Origin of the sequence: Autumnicola tepida (assembly GCF_031846485.1) — a bacterium.
In the GTDB taxonomy this organism is placed as follows: Bacteria; Bacteroidota; Bacteroidia; order Flavobacteriales; family Flavobacteriaceae; genus Autumnicola; species Autumnicola tepida.
In genome coordinates this window covers 68838-92835 of sequence record NZ_JAVRHQ010000005.1, presented here as the reverse complement: position 1 = coordinate 92835, position 23998 = coordinate 68838, and the positions used below count along the sequence as shown (strand labels likewise).

Below are 23998 nucleotides of genomic sequence, written 5' to 3'. Positions count from 1 at the left end.
TATTTTTTTACCTAATTAAACTAAAGTGACCACTGTATTCATTTAATTCCCCATTTTCTTCGTTCAGAAATTTTATTTTGAACCAGTAATCATCTGCCGGCATATTTCGGCCATTAAAGGTGCCGTCCCAACCTGACCCATTGGGTGAAATTTGTTTAAGCAATTTTCCATAACGGTCAAAAATATAAAGCCCCTCTACTTCCAAATCATCAGCAAAAACCAAGTTCCAGGAATCATTATAACCATCTGAGTTAGGAGTGAAAAATCTCATGTAGCCTAACAAATCAAAACTTCGAGATGCTGTTGCTCCACAGCCATTTATATCTCTTGCATTCACCATATGCGTTCCAGGCTGTACCTCTTCAAACACATTGCCGGATTGCCAGTTGCCATTGTCCAGCTGGTATTCATATTCGGTTTCATTCCCGGGACCGGGTACAGCTTCCGCCGTAACAATATAACCTCCGTCAAAGTCACTTCCAGTTATTTGCACAAGCACTTCAGCCGGTGCAGAAAAATATTCCAGGCTGGTTTGGTAAGTACGGGTACAACCTGTCCCGTTATCAGTTAACACCAAACTAACTTCATCAGACGTTGGAATAGTATTTAAAGTTAAAACAGGATTAGTAGATATAAGCGAACTTCCCTGGAACCATTCATAAGAATATTGCGAACCAAGATCTGAACCCATAATTATATTATTCAGCAGGTTGCCCTGGCCGTCTGTACACACCGCGGTTATTTCTTCCAGACCGGGATCGTCAAAATTAAAATTGATAATTTCAAAAGAAATAGTTTCAGATTTACATCCACTTTGCTGCCCAACCACATTAGCAAAAACTTCAGCATTACCACCCCATTCATAAGCCTGCGGAGTATTAATTGCCTGCCCTTCTTCAGCCGCCTCTTCAGTCTCGTAATAAATAACCTGATAATTTTCCTGTGCAGAATTTCCGGATAAAATAGCAGCATTAGCCTGGGTTAAATCTACGCTACCTTCCTCTGTGGCACATGCTACAAAATTTTGCGGCAAAGCAGCTACCGGTTCATTATAGAAAGAGACATTAACATCATCCTGCGCTGTACTCCCGTCACTAGAATCTGTTACCACCACCCGATAATTTCCATCTGCCGTAACTTCCAGGGTTGGATCTGTCTCCCCTGGAATGAGATTATAATTTCCCGCATTTTCATCATACATATACCATTCATAATCTGTAGCTTCATCAGACGAGCCATCTAAAACTATGCTATTCTCTCCACAAACCACCCGGTCTTCACCAAGGGCACTTTCAAGAATACTACAATCTGTAGCACCGGCGCCGGGCTGACTGCTATTTGTTTGTTGAAGGCTTATATAACCCTGGGACCTGGAAAAGTTTGTAATAAGCACAACATAAATATCCCCGGCCTGGGCATTACTAATGGTAAGATTCTCCCTTGCCGCTTCCGAATAACTGCAGGAAACCATATTGCCGGAGCTAAGAGCGGTATTGTTACAATAATCATCCTCTCTGTCAAAAGGCCCCCAGGCTATATAATCTACATCCAGCTGTGCACCCGTCCCATCCTGATTTTGAAACTGGGAAATCATAAAACTTAAATTCCCTGAACTTTCTATCTGCAAAAAGAACCACGCGGGATAAGGCTGGGTAAGTAAACAGCCGTAATCCGGACCGACCTGCCCGTTAGGGACACCACCATTAAACGGGTTAGAATTTTCAAATACCAATTCTTCACTGCCGGCACAAAATGGCTCAATGCTTTCACACAAACCACCCTGCGCATAAAGCTCACTACCATTCCAACCACATAGCAGGAAGATTAAAGTTAATATAAGAAGTCCCCGTTTCATTAAAAATGACTCTGCCCGCAAATTAAAGAATTAAATCAATACAATTTGTAATGCTTTCAATTTCCCGGCCTGTAAAAACCTGATAAATATGTATCTTTGCAAGCTAAACTATCAGTTTACGACTATTATTGTAAAAAGTAGATGAAAATAGATAAGATTTTGAATGAAATAGATGAAATGGGAGAAGCGCATGCCAGTAGTAGCGCAGAAACTCCCCTTCGTGATGATGCTTTTGAAAAAACCGATCTGGAAAAGATCGAACTTATAAAACAAGATGTAAATCACATTATGAAAACTCTTGGGCTGGACCTTACAGACGATAGTTTGAAGGGAACCCCCCAAAGAGTGGCTAAAATGTTTGTAAATGAAATTTTCTCCGGCCTAGATCCCAAAAGGAAGCCAAAAGCCTCCACTTTTGCGAACAAATACAAATATGGAGAAATGCTGGTAGAAAAAAATATTACCGTTTACTCCACATGCGAACACCATTTACTACCAATTGTTGGCAAAGCACATGTGGCTTATATCTCAAACGGCTCTGTGGTTGGTTTGTCTAAAATGAACCGGATTGTAGATTACTACGCAAAGCGTCCTCAGGTTCAGGAACGTCTTACCATGCAAATTGTACAGGAATTACAACGGGTATTAAAAACCGATGATGTTGCCTGCGTGATAGACGCAAAACACCTGTGTGTTAACAGCAGGGGAATCCGGGACATTGAAAGTAGTACCGTTACCAGCGAATTTGGCGGGGCTTTTAGCAAAAAAGAAGTAAAACGGGAATTTCTGGACTACATTAAACTGGATACTACTTTCTAAAACGCTTATTCAAATTTTAAAATTTTCAGGCATTTATGGCGCTTTACCAGGAACAAAGCTTAAAGATTTATAATTCCATGACGGGTGAAAAAGAGACTTTCACCCCTATAAATGAAGGTAATGTAGGCATGTATGTTTGCGGGCCTACGGTTTACAGCAATGTTCACCTTGGCAACTGCCGCACCTTTATTTCCTTTGACCTTGTTTTCAGGTATCTGAAGCATTTGGGATACAAGGTACGTTATGTGCGAAATATTACAGATGCAGGCCACCTGGAAAACGACGCCGAAACCGGGGAAGACCGGATCGCTAAAAAAGCACGTTTAGAGCAAATAGAGCCTATGGAAGTGGTGCAGCGCTACACCATAGATTTCCATAACATCCTGGAAAAATTCAACAATCTTCCGCCAAGCATAGAACCTACAGCTACAGGACATATTGTTGAGCAAATCGAAATCATAAAGACAATTGTTGAAAAAGGCTTTGCTTACGAGGCTAATGGTTCGGTTTACTTTGACGTGCTTAAATTTAATAAAGAACATAACTACGGAAGGCTTAGCGGCAGGTCCCTTGAAGACATGATCGCCAATACCCGCGAGCTTGCAGCACAAAGTGATAAAAAGAATCCGCAGGATTTTGCCCTCTGGAAAAAAGCAGAGCCACAACACATTATGCGCTGGCCTTCACCCTGGAGCGATGGTTTTCCCGGCTGGCACCTGGAATGTACTGTAATGAGCACCAAATATTTAGGTGAGGAGTTTGACATCCATGGAGGCGGGATGGATCTAAAATTCCCACATCATGAGTGTGAGATTGCACAGGGAGAAGCCGCCACAGGAGTAAACCCGGTGAATTACTGGATGCATGCCAATATGCTTACCCTTAACGGCAAAAAAATGGCAAAGAGTACCGGCAATAATATTCTTCCCAATGAGATCTTCAGCGGGAACAATGATGTGCTGGACAAAGCCTTTTCCCCTAATGTAACCAGGTTCTTTATTCTGCAGGCACATTACAGGAGTATTCTTGATTTTTCGAATGAAGCGCTTTCTGCAAGCGAAAAAGGCTTTAACCGCCTTATGGAAGCTTTTCAGGCAATTGAAGGCCTTCCAGTAAGTGATTCTTCTTCTTTTTCTTTTGAAGAATGGAAGCAATCATGTTATGATGCCATGAATGACGACTTTAACAGTCCAATCCTTATTGCGAAACTCTTTGATGCGGTCAGAAATATCAATAATATCAAAGAAGGAAACCAGAAAATTTCTGCGGAAGATAAATCCAAGCTCAAGCAAAGCATGTCTGATTTTATGTTTGACGTATTAGGCCTGAAAGAAGGTGAAGAGAAAATTAATGAATCTGGCGATAAACTTTCGGGAATCGTGGAATTGTTAATAAACCTGAGAGCTGAAGCCAGGGCAAATAAAGATTTTGCCACCAGCGATAAGATACGCGACCAGTTACAGGAAATGGGCATCCAACTGAAGGATGGCAAAGACGGAACTACTTTCTCTTTAAATTAAAATCTAGGAAAGGATATGACACATGATAAATAAGATGCTGGCATATCCTTTTATTTTACTGGTAAGATTTTATCAGAAATTCATCTCGCCCATTACCCCCGCCACCTGCCGTTACGCTCCTACCTGCTCTCAATATACTCTTACGGCATTGCGCCGTTTCGGCTTTTTTAAAGGAGGCTGGCTTGGTTTAAAAAGAATTTTAAGTTGCCATCCCTGGGGAGGTTCCGGGTATGATCCTGTACCTACAAAATCTGAAGGGAATTAGCGTGATAGAAACGCTCAAATATGTATCTTTACCCATCCAATTTTTAAAGTACCTCAAATGTTATTGAATGCCATACACTGGAATCCTTCAGAAGGCTTTGATCTGGGATTTTTTACCCTCCATTATTACAGTTTAATGTTCCTTATCGCCTTTGGCCTTGGATGGTACATCATGAAAAGCATTTATGTAAGGGAAGGTATAGAAATTGAAAAACTGGACTCCCTTTTTATTTACACAGTACTCGCTACTCTAATTGGAGCAAGATTAGGCCATGTAATTTTTTACGACTGGGAATATTTCCAACACCACCTGCTGGAGATTTTCCTTCCGGTGAGATTTGAACCGGAATTCCAGTTTACCGGATTTCGGGGACTCGCCAGCCACGGTGCTGCAATAGGAATTATAGCCGCGATGTTCCTATATAAAAAGAGAGTTTTAGATAAACCTGTTTTGTGGATACTGGATAGAGTGGTTATTCCAGTTGCCTGCGGAGGAATTTTTGTTAGGATTGGAAATTTTATGAATTCTGAAATCATAGGAAAACCCACTCATAGCGACTATGGAGTTATTTTTGAAAAGCTTGGTGAATCTTTCCCCCGGCATCCTGCCCAGTTATATGAGTCTGCGTGTTATGTGGCGATATTTCTCTTTTTATGGTACCTGTACTGGAAAACCGAAAAACGTTTTAAAATTGGCTATATTTTTGGAATGTTCCTGGTCCTGTTATGGACGGTGCGTTTCTTTATCGAATTTATAAAAGAACCACAGGTAGAAGAAAGAGCTACATGGCTTTTAAACACAGGCCAGTGGTTGAGCATTCCGTTTATTCTGGCCGGCTTCTATTTTATGTACCGCCCCACCAGACAAAGAAGAACCGTGTGATAAAAAAGAATTTACTTCTGGCACTGGCAATTACGGGAACGTTTTTTACGTCCTGTAAAGATTCTTCTGATGAAAACCAGGAAATAGAAACAGATCCTATAGAATTTACAAAGGAAGCCGAGCTTTACCTCATTAAAGCTGAAGGAGACACTATTCAAAAGCTGGAGGTGGAAATTGCCGATAACGACTATGAGCGGGAAACCGGCCTAATGTATCGCACCGAAATGGCCGAAGACCGCGGAATGCTGTTCGTGTACGACAACGCATCCCTGCACAATTTTTACATGAAAAACACCTATATCCCGCTGGACCTTATTTTTTATGGCTCAGATAGTACAGCGGTAAGTTTTCAGGAGAATGCAACACCGCTGGACGAATCTAATTTACCTTCGGGGAAACCTGCGCAATTCATTCTTGAAATCAATGCGGGACTTGTTGAAGAATGGAATATAGAAATTGGAGATAGATTTTCTGTTGAAGAAGTTCCTTAAGCTAGAAAAGGATTATTTAGCTTATCCTGTGATTCGATTTTACTCCGCTTAGTAGCAAGGCCAAATAAGAAATAGCCGGCATCATAATCCTTCTTTTAGCTATTACTGAATAAATCCTCATCAGTAGAATGGTTTAATGAGTTGACTATTGCGACTGAAACAGGCTTGCTTTGCTATTGAAAAAAGATTACTAACTGCTGAAAAGTACCAGCGCAATCCAACATTACCCTACGCTTAAGATAGCTGTTCCAGCTCATGCAAGTGTTAAACTGAAAACAAGCACATCTTTACATAGAAGCTATTGGTGTATTCGGGCTTTCCAATGTTCCTATATAACAGATCCCTTAACACACCTTAACCACTGAGGAATCTCACAATTTTCATCCTCCCGGAGTAATTTCTCCCTTGCACGGCCACGAAGGATCTGATCAGGACACATCCCAAAAAATTTACATCCTATAACGAGAAAAATACAATCCTAGAAACAAAAAAGGCTCTCCTTGCGGAAAGCCTTTTATTAATTTAGATATATCCTATTTAAGCTGTTGTAGTTTCAGCTTCTTCTATTTTCTTCTTTTTCTCGATTTTGGACTTGTCACTAACGCTGTCAAACATTATTGGAGTCGCAATGAAGATAGAAGAATAAGTACCCACAATCACACCTACAATAAGTGCGAACATAAAGCCCCTTATGCTTTCCCCACCAAAAATGAAGATGGCAAGCAATACAATTAAGGTGGTAAGGGAGGTGTTTAATGTACGGCTTAAAGTACTATTTAAGGCACTGTTTACTGTTTTGCCCAAAGGCCAGCTCGAATGCTCCTGTACGTATTCCCTAATCCTGTCAAACACCACCACGGTGTCGTTAAGTGAATAACCAATTACTGTAAGAATAGCGGCGATAAAAGCCTGGTTAATCTCCATGCTGAAAGGCATAATTTTGTATAGTAATGAAAATATCCCCAGTACAATTAATACGTCATGGAATACCGCCACCACGGCACCTAAACTAAACTGCCATTTTCTAAACCTTAGGAGGATATATAGGAAAACCACTATTAATGATCCTAATACCGCCCAGAATGAAGCATTTTTAATATCATCGGCAATAGTAGGCCCAACTTTCATAGACTCCATAATTCCCACCTCTTTTTGATCGGAACCATTTGCGAAATCATCATAAGTTATATCTGCCGGCAAATAAGGCTGTAAAGCCTCGAAAAGAGTCTGCTGAATCTCTTCATCAACTTGAGCTCCTTCATCATTCACCCTGTAATTGGTGGTGATCTTTAACTGGTTATTCGGGCCAAAGGTTTTGGCTTCAGCATTTTCGAAAACCGCTACCAGGTCTCTTTCTACTTCAGTAGGAGTAACGTCATGATCAAACCGCACCGTATAAGTTCTACCTCCAACAAAATCAACCCCCTGGTTAAGCCCCTGTACAAGAAGGGAACCAACACTTATTATAATTAAAGTTCCGGAGATGATATAAGCCATTTTCCTTTTTCCGAGGAAATCATTATTCATATTGGAGAACAAGCGCTGAGTTGCACCTGTTGAGAATTTAAGGGATTTCCCGTTTTTGCCGTAGCCATCAATAAACAGCCTGGTAACGAAAATCGCTGTAAAAAGGGAAGTCGCAATACCAATAAGCAAGGTAGTGGCAAAGCCTTTAATTGGCCCGGTTCCTAATATCAACAAAATAAAACCAGTAAGCCCGGTGGTTATATTAGCATCAAGGATAGAAGACAATGCATTGCTAAAACCATCTTTAATAGCTTCCACCTGTGTTTTACCCTTTGCAAGTTCCTCCTTGATCCTTTCGAAAATAAGCACATTGGCATCTACAGACATACCAATGGTTAAAACAATACCCGCAATACCTGGTAAGGTAAGCACCGCACCAAGTCCCGCCAGGATTCCGAAGATAAACAGGATATTCACTACCAGGGCGACATCTGCAAACCATCCGGCTTTGCCATAGTAAAAGATCATCCAAATAAGCACCAAAACAAGCGCAATAAGGAAAGAATTCACACCACTGTTAATGGCTTCCTGCCCTAAAGAAGGTCCCACTATTTCACTCTGGATTATTTCTGCGGAAGCAGGTAATTTCCCGGCACGTAGTACGTTGGCTAAATCCTGCCCTTCAGTTATAGAGAAATCCCCTGTAATCTCACTTCTTCCTCCTGAAATAGGACCGGTTGAAACCCCAGGCGCAGAATAAACAATATCATCAAGTACAATAGCAATATTACTTTGCTGGCTGGAAGCCTGCCCGGTCATTTCTTCCCAGATCTTAGCTCCTCTCCCATCCATCTGCATAGAAACAGCAACCCTGCCTAACTGGTCATAAGTTTGCTGCGCATCGGTAATTACACTTCCACTAAGTGGCGGCTCCATTCCCCTGTTTCCTTTAAGCGCATAAAGGCCAACTGTTCCACTTTCTTCATCGGGTACTCCCCATACAAATTTAGCAAACCGCTGCTCTGTTGGAAGCAAAGAGCGCACCTGTGATCTACTCAAATAATCATTTACTTTAGCAGTATCTGCAACAGCAAAAGTTGCCAGTACCGGGCTACCTTGATATCCCGGAGCTTTAATTAATTCGAAAAGCGGATTGTTCCCGGTTGCCACCTCGGTAGTATCTTCAGCATCTGCTAAAAGTTCGCTTAATTCCTCATCTTCAGCGGCTGTAGTGTCGGTTTCAGCTTCAGCAGCCTGTGCCTCCTCTTCCTGATTTCCAACAAGATCGGCTAAAACAGTATTGGCTTCATACAAGAAATTCCCCAGTTCTGTGTTTTTATAAACATGCCAGAACTCAAGCTGAGCGGTACTTTGTAACAGGTTTTTGATCCTGGTTACATCTTTGGCGCCCGGAAGCTCTACAAGAATTCTTCCTGAATTACCCAATCTCTGGATGTTAGGCTGTGTAACTCCAAATTTATCAATACGTTTCCTTAACACTTCAAATGCTGAAGTAATGGATTCATTTACTTTTTCCCGAATAACATTTTCCACTTCCTGATTAGACATATCAGGATTGATCTCATCACTTAATGCTTTATTGAAGAACACATCTGGCGAAGCAAGTTTTGCATCAGGAATACTGTTGAATTCTTCAAAGAAAAGATCTATATAATCCTCCTGGCTATCTGCCTGTGCTTCATCGGCCTGGGCAATAGCCTGGTTAAATGCAGGATCATTTGTATTATCTGCAAGTCCTCTTAATATATCCTTAACCGAAATTTGAAGAATAACGTTGATCCCTCCTTTAAGGTCAAGTCCTTTATTTAATTCTTTGTCCTTAGCTTCATTATAGGTAATCCCTGCAATTACTTCTTCATTTCCAATGGAATCCAGATACCTCTGCTCCATCATGTCCCTCACATCAGAGTAATCTTCTACATCTTCCCCAACTTCCTGAATAGCAAACTCTTCAGCTTCCTCTTCAACCTCGGCGGTAATGAAGGTAAATGACAGCTGATAAAGGCATACTAATCCAAATAAAATTGCAAAAACTTTAATGAGTCCCTTGTTCTGCATTATTCTTTAAATTATAATTAAATAGGTCATTTTTAAAAACGGACAAATATAGGGTTTCAAAAATGAAATCCCAATATTTTTTTTTTGAATATTTTAACTTTTTCGTATAAAAAAAGACCGCCGAATGGCAGTCCTTTTTTATTAAAATTCCACTGATACTTTACAGCCTATATTTCAAGCAAACCATTGGTTTTCTTAACCCCTTCGGCGCTTTCCTGCATCTTGTTCATCTCGGCTTCATCAAGTTCAATTTCCACTATTTTTTCCAGGCCATCTTTTCCAAGAATTACGGGAACTCCTATACATATATCATTAAGCCCATATTCCCCTTCGAGAAGCGCTGAACATGGGAACATTTTCTTCTGATCGCAGGCGATTGCCTGTACAAGGCCAGACACTGCAGCCCCGGGAGCATACCAGGCACTTGTTCCTAATAATTTGGTTAAGGTCGCACCGCCTACTTTTGTATCTTCTGAAACCTGGTTAAGCCTTTCTTCAGATAAAAAGGCGCTTACAGGAACACTGTTTCGCGTAGCAAGCCTGGTAAGCGGCACCATGCCCGTATCGCTATGCCCGCCAATAACCATCCCGTCTACATCCGAAGGAGGGCATTCCAGGGCTTCACTAATTCTATATTTAAATCTTGCACTATCCAAAGCACCACCCATTCCTATAATTTTATTCTTCGGAAGCTTGGTTGTTTTATGCACAAGATAAGTCATGGTATCCATCGGATTACTCACCACAATAATAGTTACATCAGGCGAGTGCTTGATAAGATTGGAAGATACTTCTTTAACAATCCCTGCATTAATCCCGATAAGTTCCTCCCTGGTCATTCCAGGTTTACGTGGAATCCCACTGGTAATTACAGCAACATCGCTGCCTGCAGTTTTTGAATAATCGTTGGTACTTCCGGTAATTTTGGTATCAAAACCATTAAGCGTAGCCGTTTGCATCAGGTCCATCGCCTTACCTTCTGCAACTCCCTTCTTAATATCTACCAAAACCACTTCTGAAGCAAAATTCTTGATGGCCACATATTCTGCGCAGCTGGCACCTACCGCGCCGGCTCCTACTATTGTAACTTTCATTATTTAATTTTTATCGATTAATAGCTGGTCACGAAAATACAAATTATGTTAATGAATTTGTAATAATGAATGGTTAAAGTGGCCGGCATTAAATCCTAAAATGCAGGCCAATGTTAAGGTTGAAGAATTTACCCGCTGTAGCCATGGTGCTGATTTTAAAATCCTGAAGATAAACATTAAACCCAATATCCCCTTTGAACTGCGCCTGAGAATCTCCTAACTCCTGAATTCGTGAATTTACTTCAGAAAGAGCCGCACCACTACCCTGCATCATATACGCGAAATCTGAATTTGCGACTCCAAGCGCACCAAAAATTTCAAAATTTTCATATCGCTTAGAGCCTAAAAGCTCCGCTACCCATACATCGGCATCTACCTCAATAGCATTAAATTCCCCGAATGCATCCAGATTTAAAGGATCGAAAGCATACTCCACATCAAATAAACTATAAGCTACAAATGCCGAAAACTGAAAATCCTCCGGCCTGTTATAACGTAAATACTGACTAAAATTATGTTTAATTCCTGCGCCATAAGTACTTACCTGCACATCATTTAAGGTTATTTTAGGCATCGCCCTTATTGCAAACTCGGTTTCAGCCGGCAATCCAATGGTAACCTGCGCGAAAGGATGACCAACAAAACTTTTATCCACTCCTTCTATAGCATCAAACTCAAAATCATTGCCCAGTACAGATCCCTCAAACGCAACATCTGAAGCCCCACCAAAAGCTGTAGGAATACTTGCATTGCTGCTTCCCTGAACATTTATGGCCTGGAAATCACTATTGCTAATAGTAAAACTTTTCCTGCTGGAGGGCACAAAAAGAGCATTTGCATGAACCGAAACTTCCACTTTCCAAGGCTCCAGGGATTGTGCTGAAGAAAACCAACCCCCATTTGCTTCATAAGCCACACTATTGGCAGCCGGAGCAGCAAAACCATCCGCAATAACAAGCAAATCTTCAACCACATCATCCGGGCTTTGGGAAAAGCCTGCGACAGGAATAGAAAAGATAAAAAGACAAAGATATTTCCGTAAGTTTTTCATAGGTGATTCAGGTTTATATGAATGTAAAAATAGTAAAAATAATGATCGATGTTATTTTCAGTAAAAATAAAGGAGGCCTGCAGTTTTGCAGGCCTCCTTTAAAAATATTTATTATAAAAGCTATGCGTCAATATTGGCATATTTGGCATTTTTCTCTATAAACTCTCTTCGTGGAGGAACTTCATCTCCCATTAGCATGGAGAAAATTCTGTCGGCTTCACTACTGTTTTCAATAGTAACCTGTCTAAGTTTACGACGTCCCGGATCCATGGTGGTATCCCAAAGCTGCTCTGCATTCATCTCCCCAAGACCTTTATAGCGCTGTATTTGCACACCACCGCTGTAGCTTTGGGCAATTTCATCCCGTGCTTCTTCAGACCATGCATATTGTTTTTTGCTACCTTTTTTCACCAAATATAATGGTGGAGTAGCAATATAAATATGGCCGCCCTCAATAAGTTCCTTCATATACCTAAAGAAGAAAGTAAGGATAAGTGTTTCGATGTGGCTACCATCCACATCCGCATCACACATAATCACGATTTTATGATAACGCAACTTAGATAAATTCAAGGCCTTACTATCATCTTCAGTACCTATAGTAACTCCCAGGGCAGTGTAGATATTTTTAATTTCCTCGTTGTCAAAAACACGGTGAGTCATGGCCTTTTCAACATTCAGGATTTTACCCCTCAACGGCAAAATAGCCTGAAATTTACGGTCCCTTCCCTGTTTGGCGGTTCCACCTGCCGAGTCCCCCTCAACAAGAAACACTTCACAACTTGAAGGGTCCTGCTCGGAACAGTCGGATAATTTCCCGGGCAAACCACCGATACTCATCGCGGTTTTACGCTGGACCATATCGCGGGCCTTCTTGGCGGCGTTCCTGGCCTGGGCGGCAAGAATAACCTTCTGGATGATGGTTTTGGCATCATTGGGGTTTTCTTCAAGGTAATTCTCCAGCATTTCAGACACCGCCTGTGATACGGCAGAAGTCACTTCCCTGTTCCCAAGCTTGGTTTTGGTCTGCCCTTCAAACTGCGGCTCTCCTACCTTTACGGAAATAATGGCGGTAAGGCCCTCGCGAAAATCATCCCCGGTAATTTCAAATTTCAGCTTGTCCAGCATTCCCGAAGCATCAGCATATTTCTTCAGGGTTGTTGTAAGCCCTCTACGGAAGCCGGAAAGGTGCGTTCCACCTTCATGTGTATTGATATTATTAACGTAAGAGTGCAGATTTTCATTAAAAGAAGTATTGTAAACCATGGCTACTTCTACGGGGATGTCATTTTTCTCCCCTTCCATGGAAATCACATCAGCAATTATAGGCTCACGGTTACCGTCTAAAAACCTTACAAACTCCTTCAATCCATCTTCAGAAAAGAAGGTTTCCGAAAGAAATTCTCCTTTATCATCAGTAACCCTCCTATCGGTAAGGCTTATGGTAAGGCCTTTATTCAAAAATGCAAGTTCCCGCATCCTGCTGGACAGCGTATCATAGCTGTACTCGGTAGTTTGCTGGAAAATACTTGGGTCTGGCTTAAAGGTTACAATAGTACCGCTTAGCTCTGTTTCCCCAACCGGTTTTACAGGATAAAGCGGCTTTCCTAATTCATATTCCTGCTCCCAAATTTGCCCATCGCGGTATACAGTAGCTTTAAGTGCAGAAGAAAGTGCATTCACACAACTAACCCCAACACCGTGAAGCCCACCGGAAACTTTATAAGAATCTTTATCAAACTTACCACCGGCACCAATTTTGGTCATTACAACCTCAAGAGCAGAAACGCCTTCTTTTTTATGAAGATCAATAGGGATACCCCTTCCGTTATCTTCAGTTGTTACGGAGTTATCTTCGTTAATTGTAACTTTAATGGTATCACAATGACCAGCCAGGGCTTCGTCAATAGAGTTGTCTACTACCTCGTAAACCAAATGATGGAGACCTCTTACGCCGGTATCCCCAATATACATTGAAGGACGCATACGTACGTGCTCCATCCCCTCTAAGGCCTGTATACTGTCTGCCGAGTAGAGTTTTTTCTTGGCTTCTTCGCTCATTTATTTTGTAAATTAAATTCGTGTAATTTTGGTAACGAACAAATATAACAAAACCCGCCTTTTTAGACTGATAGCGCGAAGCTTAAAGCCCTGAAGTTATTAACAATTTATGTGGAAAAAACCCGTAGTGAACAGGATTAAAAACCAGCCACTACGGGTTGAACAAACCACACGAAACTTTTGCCTAAACTTTGGCCAATTCTTCTAATTGTTTTTTAGCTGTTGAAGCCACGTGGGAAGTGTTTGCCCTTCCACTCGGATCTAAATCTGCCTGCCATTTTGGAACCCACTTTTTCACTGTTTTTGCAGCGCTTTCCTGCGGAAAGTGACTGTGGAAAATTTCCCTGTAAAAATAGGCTTCTTTAGTTGTAGGGGTATTGAATGGATATTTTTGCTCTGCTGTTGCCATTTGCGTATCGCTAATTTGCGCTGAAGCATGGGCGATAAGCTCATCTATCCAGCTGTAACCTACACCGTCGCTAAACTGCTCTTTTTGCCTCCAAAGCACCTCATCTGGTAAAAATGGACGCTCGGGAGTATCGAATGCCTTACGAAGTATGTATTTTTCCACTCCATCGTAGGTTTTTGGCATTTTTGCTGAAGGCTCTGTTTCCATGGCGACTTTAAGAAATCCTTTATCTAAAAATGGCACACGCGCCTCAAGACCATGGGCCATGGTGGATTTATCTGCCCTTAAACAATCTGCCGTGGCAAGCCTTTGTACCCTTCTAATGGTTTCCTTCTGAAATTCTTCAGCAGAAGGCGCATTTTTAAAATAAAGGTAGCCTCCAAAGATCTCATCGGCCCCTTCCCCGGAAAGCACTACCTTCACCCCTTTTTCAGTAATTCCTTTTGAAAGGAAATACATGGGAGTACTCGCCCGGATAGAAGTAACATCGTAAGTTTCAAGATGCCATACCAGCTTTTTAAGTATTTCTATACCTTCTTCAACAGTAAAATATAATTCTGAATGTTCTGTACCCAAAAATTCAGCAACTTTTTTTGCCGCCACTAAATCGGGGGCATTCTCATCCAGCCCGATTGAAAAGGAATGCAGTTTTTGCCCCGTACCTTCCAATAACCTTGCTGCAATAGAAGATGTTAAAGAAGAATCCAAACCTCCGCTTAACAATACTCCAAGCGGCACATCGGCCATTAAGCGCTTTTTAGTTGCCGCAATAAGACTTTCCCTTATTTTTGACAAATCCAGTGCTTTATCTCCTTTCTTATAATCGTACCAGTCCGGAGTATAATATTCCACAAAACCGGTTTCGGGAGTGTAATAGTGACCAGGAGGAAAAGCGGCAAAGCTTGTACATTGGTCGGCAAGTGCTTTCATTTCACTTGCAAACCAAATGGCACCGTCTTCATCTGTTCCATAATAAAGAGGTTTTACCCCAATTGGGTCACGGGCCACAATAAAGTCTTTCCCGCTTACAACTACAAACGAAAACACCCCATCTAACTTATCAAGAAAATCATATCCATATTCTTCATATAAATGAACAATAACTTCTGAATCTCCCGTAGTCCTGAATTTATGATGTTTCAGTTCATTATCCCTTAATGACTGATGATTATATATTTCCCCATTATGAATCATCCAGGCTTCTGAAGTTCCCTGGATTGGTTGTTTACCTGTTTCTAAATCTACAATAGAAAGTCTTTCGTGACTAAGCACATAACCTTCTTCAGTTACATGCACATCACTCTCATCTGGCCCACGGTGAGACATTCTCTTAGACAGGCTGCTTACTTTCTCTTTACTTAATCGGTCGCCGATTACTGCTAAAATTCCACACATGACATTTGCTTTATTAATTTGATTCAAATATGGGCAGAAGATTACATTAAATAAATATAACTAAGCATATTGATTTCAAATGAAAAGAAAAAAAAGAATATTTACATCTTGTATAAAATAGAATAGAGACTTCTCCTGAAATTTGTTGACAGATGTAAACCCTAAGAATTTTAACAGCACCTAAGTACTTTTTTAACAATAAAGCCGCTATACCTGTGTATCTTTATAAAAAATAATAAATTCGTAGTCAAAAATTAAATCGCAATGAAAAAAATATTTGTAGTAGCATTGGGAATAATGCTTTGTACAGGAATAAGTAATTTACAGGCACAAAACGACAATTCTGAAACTCCTAATTTCTCCAAACTGGATGCAAGCCCCATGGACCTTGCCTTATACAGAAACCAGGAGAATGAACCTATGGCAAGAATAATATACAGCAGGCCACAGAAAAGGGAAAGGGAAGTTTTTGGAAAACTGGTGCCTTACGGGGAAGTTTGGAGAACAGGCGCAAATGAAGCCACTGAACTTACTCTTTATGAAGACATGAAAGTTGCCGGGGAAACTGTTCCTAAAGGTACTTACACCTTGTACACTATTCCAGAGGAAAAAGAGTGGACTGTAATCTTAAACAAGAAAACACATACCTGGGGAGCATATGAATATGCCAGCGAAGAGGATTTTGTAAGAATAAACGTTCCAGTAAGAAAAGCACCTAACAACATTGAAGCTTTATCTATGGCTTTTGAGCAGGTAGAAGACGGTGCAAACCTTTTAATTGGATGGGATGACAGGTATATAAAAGTTCCTTTTAAAGAGAGCATGTAACCTCATCCATTTCAGAAAATAGAAAAGCGCCACTAAGGCGCTTTTTTTATGGAATATTAAGATATTTATGGGTTTGCAGGGACACTTTCCATTTAGGATTCTGCATGACATAATCTACAATCTGCGGCATCATTTTTTCCCGGTTGCTCCATTCCGGCTGTAGATAAAGAATACAATCTTCGTTGACCCTTACAGCCTGTTCTTCGGCAAATTTAAAATCATGTTTATTGAAGACAATGACCTTTAATTCATTGGCCACTTTATAAATTTCTTCTGTAGGGAGTTTTATCTTTTTTGGGGACAGACAAATCCAGTCCCATGTTCCGGTTAATTTATATGCTCCTGAAGTTTCGATATGAACTTTGCAGCCTTTTGCTTTTAAAGCATCGGTGATCTTAGTCATATCCCAGGTAAGGGGCTCACCACCGGTAATAACCACTGTTTTACTTAAAGAACTTGCTTTTTCCACAATTTCACCAATATGGGTGGGCGGATGAATTGCAGCATTCCAGCTTTCCTTTACATCACACCAGTGACAACCTACATCGCAACCTCCTATTCTTATAAAATAAGCAGCCGTTCCTTTATGGAATCCTTCCCCCTGGATCGTATAAAAATCCTCCATTAGCGGAAGCATAATCCCCTCATCAACCAATTCCTGTGTCTCTTTTGTAATCATAGCGTGCAAAGATACAGAATCTCTTAGTTTTAATTTCCTGTTTTGCCTTAGATTAAACCACCAGCTAATTTTCCAGTAAAATTATAAAATAGCACCCCCAAAAAGATAGTCAAAATTTTCCCACCACCTCCTCTATTATCTCATGAATTTTTACATTTACCCTGATCAAAGTCACACCTATTCATACCTTAAAAACTATCACTTTGAAAATAACCCTACCCCGCCACCCGATTTTCTATTTCCTGCTTTTAACCCTATTTTTCTCGCCTCCTGTTCAGCTACAAGAAAAACCCAGCAGCGCATCAATACCACTTTAGAAACTTCCCCTGTTTTTAAAAAAGGTTTTGCTGGGCTTGCCATTTATAACCCCTTAAAAGGTGATTTTCTCTACGCTCATAATGAAGAAAAATACTTTACCCCCGCATCCAACACCAAACTATTCACCTTTTATACAGGACTGAAGATCCTGGGAGATTCGGTTCCGGCATTGCGATATACCATTAAAGCCGATAGCCTGATCTTTACAGGCACCGGCGACCCTTCCTTTCTTAATCCGGAATTACCAGATTCCAATGTGCTTTCATTTTTGAAGAATTCGGGTAAAGAACTTTTTTACTTGCCGCCGGTTTATACTGAAAAGCACCTGGGCCCAGGATGGGCCTGGGACGATTATGACGCGTATTATTCCGCGGAAAGAACAGATTTTCCGCTTTACGGAAACCTGGTAAACTTTAAATTCAAAAAAGGGGATACCATCCCGCAGGTTTTTCCTGAAATTTTTAAAGATTCCCTTTCTATTCAAAAAAGTTTTGCTGAAAAAAATGATAATATCAGCCGGGCTATAGAGAACAATACTTTTTACTTTCAAAATTTTCCACGCATTGAAGAAGACGAGCAGGATATTCCTCTCAAATTTTCTTCGGAATTACTTGCAGCGGTCTTAACCGATACGCTTCAGCAAAAAGTTCAAATATTAAAGGAGAGACCAGAGCAATTTCAGCTAAATAAGAAACTTTACAGCATTCCCACAGATAGTATTTACAAGCGAATGCTGGAAGTAAGCGATAATTTTATAGCTGAACAAATTTTACTAATGGCCTCCAATGAAATTGCAGATACGTTAAAATCCAAAATAGCCATAGATTATATGAAGGAAAATTATTTGCAGGACTTACCGGACGAACCTATGTGGCATGACGGCTCCGGACTTTCCCGCTATAATCTCTTCACGCCACGGACTATGGTAAAACTGCTCGAAAAAATCCTGGCTGAAGTGCCACAGGAAAAACTGTTCAGCATGATGGCCACTGGCGGAAAATCGGGTACGCTGGAGAATTATTATAAAGCGGAGGAGCCTTATATTTTTGCCAAAACTGGCACTTTAAGAAATAACCACAGCCTTAGCGGTTACCTTAAAACCAATAGCGGCAAAATTCTAATCTTCAGCTTTATGAACAGTAATTATACTGTTCCCACTTCACAACTTAAGCAGGAAATGGAGCATATCCTGAGGTTTATAAGGGACAATTATTGAAAATAAATTCTTCAAAAAGGCTCTAAATTGCCTATTTTCGGGTTACATGAACCTTGCAAAATGAAAAGAAGAAATTTCATCAGGAACATCGGAACGGCTGGAATGGCCATTCCGCTCAGTTCTTTCAGCAGCAATTTTAATTTTCACACTTCCGAAGAAATCATCCGTCCGCAGGCGCTTAAAGAAGGGGATACCATAGGAATTATTAGCCCTGCCAGCGCCATTTTTGAGTCTGAACCTTACGAGATCGCGCGGGAATCTTTTGGAGCCATGGGCCTAAAGGTGAAATTTGGCAAATTTGCCAAAAGCAGGTACGGCCATCTTGCCGGGACAGACGAAGAACGTGCTGCAGAACTTAATTCTATGTTTGCCGATGATTCCATAAATGCCATTATCGCGCTTAGAGGCGGCTCGGGCTCTGCACGAATTCTGGATAAACTGGATTACAATCTGATAAGAAAAAATCCTAAAATATTTATTGGCTACAGTGATATTACCGCTTTGCACCTGGCTATCTTTAAACAAACCGGGCTGGTGACTTTCCACGGGCCTGTGGCCGTTTCTACATGGAACCCCTATAGCGCGGGACATCTAAAAGCACTGCTTTTTAATAAAGAAGCCCCTCTTTTGAAGAATCCTTCAGATAAAGGGGATGAACTGGCCCAAACAAAAAACCGCATTCGTACCATAACCCCGGGAACAGCAAAAGGCCGGCTGCTGGGCGGCAATCTTTCCGTATTAACCGGAATAGTAGGAACAGAATATTTTCCGCAGGACTGGAAAGGTAAAATCCTTTATATTGAAGATGTGGGCGAGAAAATTTATGCCGTAGATAGGATGATGTCTCAATTGCGATTGGCAGGTGTCCTTAAGCAAATTAGCGGATTTATTTTTGGCAAATGTACCGATTGTGATCCCGGTGGCAGCGGCTACGGTTCCCTTACCCTGGAAGAAGTGCTGGATTCTTATATTAAACCTCTGAATATTCCTGCTTTTACGGGTGCCATGATTGGCCATATTGATGATAATGTAACTATTCCCAACGGAATTGAGGCTGAAATTAATGCTGAAAAAGGTACTATCCAATTGCTACAGCCTGCTGTGGTTTAAACTATACTTCCATGAAAAGTGAAAAGGATTTTATTACGCATATCGCTGAGGGCTATAAACCCAAAGGGGGTTACATCTTTTTAGGCGCGGCTATGCACCAGGGAAAAACTTTTCCCGATGCCGCGGTAAAAATCCCATTAAAAACAATGAACCGCCACGGCCTTATTGCCGGCGCTACAGGAACAGGAAAAACCAAAACTTTACAGATCCTCGCTGAAAACCTTTCAGAAAAAGGAGTGCCGGTGTTAATGATGGACGTTAAGGGTGATCTTAGCGGGATCGCAAAAGCTTCCGATGGTGAAGAATTTTTATATGAGCGCCATGAAAAAATTGGATTCCCATATAAACCAAATGCCGCACCTGTTGAATTATTGAGCATTTCTGAACAAAACGGCGTACGGCTTCGGGCCACAATAAGCGAATTTGGGCCGGTGCTGCTTTCCAGGATCCTGGATGTTTCTCCCACTCAGGCTGGCATTTTAGCCATTATATTTAAATATTGTGATGACCATCAACTCCCATTGCTCGATCTCAAAGATTTAAGAAAGGTACTGCAATATGCCACAGCCGAAGGCCGGGAAGAAATCGAAAAGGAATATGGCCGCATCTCTTCAGCCTCCACAGGCGCTATTTTGCGAAAAATCGTAAGCCTGGAACAGCAGGGAGCCGAACGCTTCTTTGGCGAACGCTCCTTTGAAGTGAAAGACCTTACCCGGAAGGACGAAAGCGGAAAAGCTTACGTAAACATCATCAGGCTCACCGATATCCAGGACAAACCGGCTTTGTTTTCTACATTTATGCTTAGCCTGCTGGCCGAAATCTACAATACCTTTCCCGAGAAAGGAGACAGGGACAAGCCGGAGCTGGTAATGTTTATCGATGAAGCCCACCTTATTTTCGATGAGGCTTCTGAAGCCCTGCAGGACCAGATTGAGAGCATTGTAAAACTCATACGCTCCAAGGGCGTGGGAATTTATTTTGTAACCCAAAATCCCACCGATGTACCCCTGGAAGTACTGGGGCAATTGGGCTTGAAAATTCAGCATGCGCTAAGGGCTTTTACGGCAAAAGACAGGAAAGCCATCAAACTTACGGCAGAAAATTATCCCATTTCAGAATTTTATGATACAAAAAATGAAATAACGGCGTTAGGAATTGGGGAAGCTCTGGTCACGGCACTGAACGAAAAAGGAAGGCCTACGCCTCTCGCGGCTACTATGTTGCGGGCGCCTATGAGCAGGATGGATATCTTAACCTCTTCAGAATTAAAAGAGATTATTGACAATTCCCACCTTGCAGCCAAATACAACGAGGAGATCGACAGGGAAAGCGCGCACGAAATCCTGACTGAAAAAATAGAACAGGCAGCCAAAGAAGAGGCCCTAGAAAAGGCAAAAACGGAGCGCAAGAAAGTTAAGAAGGCCACTACAAGAAGAAGGTCTTCCACTTCAAAAACCGAAGGAGCCATAATTAAAGTTTTAACCAGCGCCACTTTTATTCGCGGAGTAATGGGCGTACTAAACAAACTACTGAAATAAGCAATAATGAAAAAAAACCTGCTATTACTACTACTATCCGGGGTAATGTTTTATTCATGTACCAGCGATGAAGATAATCCCTATTTAATCACTCCCAAACAGGTGGGGAAATTGAAGAGGGAAACAAAGCTTAACCAGCTGGATTCGATTTTTAAAGAAGATTCCATTATTACCCAAACCAGCGGTGCCGAGCAATTGCGGTCTACAGACGAAATAAGGGTTTACGAAAAAGGAGGCCAGCCGCTCCTGTATCTAGAACCTTTGCAGGAATTCGATTCTACCAGCACCATTGGCTATATAAGGATTATGGACCCCAGGTTCGAGACCAAAGAAGGCCTTAACACAGGCAGCACTTTTAAAGACATTGTTACTAATTACAACATTTCCAGGATAGAAAATACGATGACTTCTGCCGTGGTTTTTCTTGACGAGATCAATGCCTATGTGACCATAGATAAGAAAGAATTGCCTTCCAGCCTTAGATATGATACCGAAACTAAAATAAGAGCTTCACAGATTCCGGATGAAGCAAGGATCAAATATTTTATGATTTACTGGAATTAATATTTGCCAAAAACTGTTAAGCCTAAAGGTTGTTAAAGATCTTTACCTAACTTTACCTTATAACCAATATTTTAATATTATGATTAAGATTATAGGATTAATTATGACTATTGGAGGCGCAATTGCTTTGGTATTTGGCATGCTGGGAATTTTTGGCAGCATCGCCCTTATGTTCAGCCCCTGGGCTTTGACTATTCTTGGATTTATATTTTTCTTTGCGGGAATTTCCCTTATTAAACGTGCAAGCGATAGCCAAAAAGCAAATACATAAAGATTAAGCTGGTTTTCAGGTATAAAAAAAAGGTTCCGGATGTTTTTTTATTCGGAACCTTTTCTTTTGAATTCAACAGGTGTTATTAATCTACATTATCATGTAAAAAGGAATTGTTTCTCCTAAACTGCAGATCGTCGTTATCATCCTTTCCAATACTTGTCCTGGAAAGTTTACCTTCTCCCGGTTTGCTATGGTCCAGATCTACTCCCTGCCGTTTGTAGGCCGGCTGTTTTTCTATCTCATCAATCTGGGCGGCATTACTGCGGAATTTATAATTGAACTCCTTCATTTTAGCACGGCGTTCTGCGGCACGCTCGATAAGCATTTCCGAAATAGGATTGTTAAAAGGATCCTCATCATCTGCAGGCGCTTGTTTTTCAGGTTCAGGAGCTACCGTTTTCTTTTCGAAAGCTATGGTTTCGTCCTTAGGCTCTTCTTTCTTCGCTGGCTTAGAACTTTCAAGTTTCTGCTCAAACTCCATGTAATCGTCCAGGCTGTAACGCTTCACCCCTTTAGCTGAATTCTCGGTTACCGGTACGATCTCTACAGGTTCATTCACCTCAATATTCCTGGTCTCCCTGGCGCCATGCGCTTCTTCCTCCCTTTTTGCTTCTGTTCTTCTTTCCTGTGGAGCGGCCTGCCTGCTGGGCTCCTTTTTTTCTTCGTTTATAGGGAAATCGAAAGTAAACATGATCTGGTCTTCATTTTCTGAAGGTTGCTCTTCCGGCGTATGCATCTCCATTTCCTGAACTTCTTCAGAAGTATCATTAATTATAAAATCTTCCGGATCTATTTCCTCATAGACCACATCCATTTTTTTTGCAAATGGAGGGGTATATAAAGGATTCTCCTTTTTCTCCTCCCGCTTTGGGGCTATATTCCCAACTTCGTCTACCTCTTCCACCTCATCATCGAGCGTATGAACAATTTTTTGTTCTTTGGGCTCTTCCTTTTGTTCCTGGGGAGCTTCTGCCTTGTCTTCCAAAGCAGGAGAATAATAACCGGTTTTCTTTGGAGTTAATTCATGTTCCGCTTTTTGTTCGTCCTCAAGGGTGTGGATAATTTTTTTGGTTTCGGTATTAACGATCTCATCCTGCTGCTCTACGTTAAAACCGGTGGCGATAATGGTGACTGAAATGGCATCATCAAGGGCTTCGTCTTCCCCAACCCCCATAATAATATTGGCGCTGTGGCCCGCTTCTGCCTGGATGTGGTCATTAATTTCCCCAATTTCGTCTATGGTGATTTCTTCGGAACCTGAAACGATAAGCAGTAACACGTTTTGAGCCCCGGTAATTTTATTGTCATTAAGCAGCGGGGAATCCAGCGCCTTACGAATAGCATCATTGGCACGATCTGCCCCTGAAGCACTCGCAGAACCCATTATGGCAGTACCACTATTGCTCAGCACCGTCTTGGCATCGCGCAAGTCGATATTTTGGGTGTAGTGATGGGTAATGACCTCGGCAATACCCCTGGAGGCTGTCGCCAGAACTTCATCAGCTTTGGAGAACCCGGCTTTAAATCCAAGGTTACCGTAAACTTCCCTAAGCTTATTATTGTTGATAACGATTAATGAATCTACATGAGAACGCAGTTTTTCTACCCCCAGCTGGGCCTGTTCGTTACGCATTTTTCCTTCAAACTGAAAAGGAATGGTAACGATTCCCACGGTAAGGATGTCCATATCTTTCGCCTGCTTTGCGATTACCGGGGCTGCACCCGTACCGGTACCACCTCCCATTCCGGCAGTGATAAACACCATTTTGGTATTAACATCCAGCATTTGCTTGATCTCGTCAAAACTCTCTACTGCAGCCTGCTCCCCAATACTGGGGTTTGCACCTGCACCAAGCCCTTCGGTAAGGCTAACCCCCAGCTGGATTTTATTGGGCACCGCGCTATTTTCCAATGCCTGCGCATCGGTATTACAAACCACGAAGTCTACTCCCTTTATTCCTAACTGAAACATGTGGTTAATGGCATTGCTGCCACCACCTCCTACGCCAATAACTTTTATGACGTTTGATTGATTTTTTGGTAAATCGAATGAAATGTCTCCAAACTCTGTACTGCTCATAAA

General features: G+C 41.5%; 19 protein-coding genes. 11 read left to right on the top strand and 8 right to left on the bottom strand.

What is annotated here, in order from left to right; genetic code table 11:
- Positions 1–7: 7 nt before the first annotated feature.
- The gene (locus tag RM553_RS06175) at positions 8–1855 is read right to left on the bottom strand and encodes a T9SS type B sorting domain-containing protein (RefSeq protein WP_311534084.1); all 1848 of its coding nucleotides are present in this window, start codon (positions 1853–1855) and stop codon (positions 8–10) included.
- A gap of 141 nt (positions 1856–1996) precedes the next feature.
- On the opposite strand from RM553_RS06175, the gene folE reads away from it, so the two are divergent.
- Genes folE through RM553_RS06150 form a run of 5 tightly spaced genes read left to right on the top strand, consistent with a single transcriptional unit; the run spans position 1997 to position 5832 of the window.
- The gene (gene folE, locus RM553_RS06170; RefSeq protein ID WP_311534083.1) at positions 1997–2674 is read left to right on the top strand and encodes a GTP cyclohydrolase I FolE; all 678 of its coding nucleotides are present in this window, start codon (positions 1997–1999) and stop codon (positions 2672–2674) included.
- A 35-nt stretch (positions 2675–2709) separates the two neighbouring features.
- Positions 2710–4194: a cysteine--tRNA ligase gene (gene cysS, locus RM553_RS06165; RefSeq protein ID WP_311534082.1), complete on the top strand. Its 1485-nt coding sequence runs from the start codon at positions 2710–2712 to the stop codon at positions 4192–4194.
- A 22-nt stretch (positions 4195–4216) separates the two neighbouring features.
- The gene (gene yidD, locus RM553_RS06160; protein WP_311534081.1) at positions 4217–4459 is read left to right on the top strand and encodes a membrane protein insertion efficiency factor YidD; all 243 of its coding nucleotides are present in this window, start codon (positions 4217–4219) and stop codon (positions 4457–4459) included.
- Positions 4460–4516: 57 nt separating this feature from the next.
- Complete coding sequence (gene lgt / locus RM553_RS06155) at positions 4517–5341, top strand: prolipoprotein diacylglyceryl transferase (RefSeq protein WP_311534080.1); 825 nt, start codon at positions 4517–4519, stop codon at positions 5339–5341.
- The gene (locus RM553_RS06150; RefSeq protein WP_311534079.1) at positions 5338–5832 is read left to right on the top strand and encodes a DUF192 domain-containing protein; all 495 of its coding nucleotides are present in this window, start codon (positions 5338–5340) and stop codon (positions 5830–5832) included. Before lgt ends, RM553_RS06150 begins: the two co-directional genes overlap by 4 nt.
- 537 nt (positions 5833–6369) lie before the next feature.
- Here the strand turns inward: RM553_RS06150 and secDF are convergent.
- From secDF to asnB, 5 genes are all read right to left on the bottom strand, one after another.
- Positions 6370–9378, bottom strand: a complete 3009-nt coding sequence (gene secDF, locus RM553_RS06145) for a protein translocase subunit SecDF (RefSeq protein ID WP_311534078.1) — start codon at positions 9376–9378, stop codon at positions 6370–6372.
- Between the two features lie 167 nt (positions 9379–9545).
- Entirely contained in the window at positions 9546–10472 is a 927-nt protein-coding gene (mdh, locus tag RM553_RS06140; protein ID WP_311534077.1) for a malate dehydrogenase, read from the bottom strand.
- 88 nt (positions 10473–10560) lie between these two features.
- Positions 10561–11523, bottom strand: a complete 963-nt coding sequence (locus RM553_RS06135; protein WP_311534076.1) for a DUF6588 family protein — start codon at positions 11521–11523, stop codon at positions 10561–10563.
- 120 nt (positions 11524–11643) lie between these two features.
- Positions 11644–13584, bottom strand: coding sequence for a DNA topoisomerase (ATP-hydrolyzing) subunit B (gene gyrB / locus RM553_RS06130; protein WP_311534075.1), 1941 nt, complete (start codon positions 13582–13584; stop codon positions 11644–11646).
- A gap of 184 nt (positions 13585–13768) precedes the next feature.
- A complete protein-coding gene (gene asnB / locus RM553_RS06125) occupies positions 13769–15388 on the bottom strand; it encodes an asparagine synthase B (RefSeq protein WP_311534073.1) in 1620 nt (539 codons plus the stop codon).
- A 264-nt stretch (positions 15389–15652) separates the two neighbouring features.
- Between asnB and RM553_RS06120 the strand changes: the two genes are divergently transcribed.
- Positions 15653–16216, top strand: a complete 564-nt coding sequence (locus RM553_RS06120; RefSeq protein WP_311534072.1) for a DUF2911 domain-containing protein — start codon at positions 15653–15655, stop codon at positions 16214–16216.
- A 46-nt stretch (positions 16217–16262) separates the two neighbouring features.
- Here RM553_RS06120 and RM553_RS06115 read toward each other — a convergent pair whose 3' ends face one another.
- Complete coding sequence (locus RM553_RS06115; RefSeq protein ID WP_311534071.1) at positions 16263–16895, bottom strand: 7-carboxy-7-deazaguanine synthase QueE; 633 nt, start codon at positions 16893–16895, stop codon at positions 16263–16265.
- A gap of 142 nt (positions 16896–17037) precedes the next feature.
- Between RM553_RS06115 and RM553_RS06110 the strand changes: the two genes are divergently transcribed.
- The 5 genes from RM553_RS06110 to RM553_RS06090 all read left to right on the top strand — a co-directional run bounded on the left by RM553_RS06110 (position 17038) and on the right by RM553_RS06090 (position 21912).
- A complete protein-coding gene (locus RM553_RS06110) occupies positions 17038–18429 on the top strand; it encodes a D-alanyl-D-alanine carboxypeptidase/D-alanyl-D-alanine-endopeptidase (protein ID WP_311534070.1) in 1392 nt (463 codons plus the stop codon).
- A 60-nt stretch (positions 18430–18489) separates the two neighbouring features.
- Positions 18490–19539 carry a S66 peptidase family protein gene (locus RM553_RS06105; protein WP_311534069.1) on the top strand — a complete coding sequence of 350 codons (1050 nt, stop codon included), beginning with the start codon at positions 18490–18492 and terminating at the stop codon, positions 19537–19539.
- Between the two features lie 11 nt (positions 19540–19550).
- A complete protein-coding gene (locus RM553_RS06100; RefSeq protein ID WP_311534068.1) occupies positions 19551–21077 on the top strand; it encodes a helicase HerA-like domain-containing protein in 1527 nt (508 codons plus the stop codon).
- 6 nt (positions 21078–21083) lie between these two features.
- Positions 21084–21641 carry a hypothetical protein gene (locus RM553_RS06095; protein ID WP_311534067.1) on the top strand — a complete coding sequence of 186 codons (558 nt, stop codon included), beginning with the start codon at positions 21084–21086 and terminating at the stop codon, positions 21639–21641.
- A gap of 79 nt (positions 21642–21720) precedes the next feature.
- Positions 21721–21912, top strand: coding sequence for a hypothetical protein (locus RM553_RS06090; RefSeq protein ID WP_311534066.1), 192 nt, complete (start codon positions 21721–21723; stop codon positions 21910–21912).
- An 85-nt stretch (positions 21913–21997) separates the two neighbouring features.
- Here the strand turns inward: RM553_RS06090 and ftsZ are convergent, their stop codons facing one another.
- Positions 21998–23995 carry a cell division protein FtsZ gene (ftsZ, locus tag RM553_RS06085; RefSeq protein ID WP_311534065.1) on the bottom strand — a complete coding sequence of 666 codons (1998 nt, stop codon included), beginning with the start codon at positions 23993–23995 and terminating at the stop codon, positions 21998–22000.
- Positions 23996–23998: the final 3 nt, after the last annotated feature.

What these genes read in the sequence shown, in the direction of transcription:
- RM553_RS06100 (WP_311534068.1), top strand. Translation starts at nt 19,551, where the DNA reads ATGAAAAGTGAAAAGGATTTTATTACGCATATCGCTGAGGGCTATAAA.
- lgt (WP_311534080.1), top strand. Translation starts at nt 4,517, where the DNA reads ATGTTATTGAATGCCATACACTGGAATCCTTCAGAAGGCTTTGATCTG.
- cysS (WP_311534082.1), top strand. Translation starts at nt 2,710, where the DNA reads ATGGCGCTTTACCAGGAACAAAGCTTAAAGATTTATAATTCCATGACG.
- yidD (WP_311534081.1), top strand. Translation starts at nt 4,217, where the DNA reads ATGATAAATAAGATGCTGGCATATCCTTTTATTTTACTGGTAAGATTT.
- RM553_RS06110 (WP_311534070.1), top strand. Translation starts at nt 17,038, where the DNA reads ATGAATTTTTACATTTACCCTGATCAAAGTCACACCTATTCATACCTT.
- ftsZ (WP_311534065.1), bottom strand. Translation starts at nt 23,995, where the DNA reads ATGAGCAGTACAGAGTTTGGAGACATTTCATTCGATTTACCAAAAAAT.
- asnB (WP_311534073.1), bottom strand. Translation starts at nt 15,388, where the DNA reads ATGTGTGGAATTTTAGCAGTAATCGGCGACCGATTAAGTAAAGAGAAA.
- RM553_RS06095 (WP_311534067.1), top strand. Translation starts at nt 21,084, where the DNA reads ATGAAAAAAAACCTGCTATTACTACTACTATCCGGGGTAATGTTTTAT.
- gyrB (WP_311534075.1), bottom strand. Translation starts at nt 13,584, where the DNA reads ATGAGCGAAGAAGCCAAGAAAAAACTCTACTCGGCAGACAGTATACAG.
- RM553_RS06120 (WP_311534072.1), top strand. Translation starts at nt 15,653, where the DNA reads ATGAAAAAAATATTTGTAGTAGCATTGGGAATAATGCTTTGTACAGGA.
- RM553_RS06175 (WP_311534084.1), bottom strand. Translation starts at nt 1,855, where the DNA reads ATGAAACGGGGACTTCTTATATTAACTTTAATCTTCCTGCTATGTGGT.
- mdh (WP_311534077.1), bottom strand. Translation starts at nt 10,472, where the DNA reads ATGAAAGTTACAATAGTAGGAGCCGGCGCGGTAGGTGCCAGCTGCGCA.
- RM553_RS06105 (WP_311534069.1), top strand. Translation starts at nt 18,490, where the DNA reads ATGAAAAGAAGAAATTTCATCAGGAACATCGGAACGGCTGGAATGGCC.
- RM553_RS06090 (WP_311534066.1), top strand. Translation starts at nt 21,721, where the DNA reads ATGATTAAGATTATAGGATTAATTATGACTATTGGAGGCGCAATTGCT.
- folE (WP_311534083.1), top strand. Translation starts at nt 1,997, where the DNA reads ATGAAAATAGATAAGATTTTGAATGAAATAGATGAAATGGGAGAAGCG.
- RM553_RS06115 (WP_311534071.1), bottom strand. Translation starts at nt 16,895, where the DNA reads ATGATTACAAAAGAGACACAGGAATTGGTTGATGAGGGGATTATGCTT.
- secDF (WP_311534078.1), bottom strand. Translation starts at nt 9,378, where the DNA reads ATGCAGAACAAGGGACTCATTAAAGTTTTTGCAATTTTATTTGGATTA.
- RM553_RS06135 (WP_311534076.1), bottom strand. Translation starts at nt 11,523, where the DNA reads ATGAAAAACTTACGGAAATATCTTTGTCTTTTTATCTTTTCTATTCCT.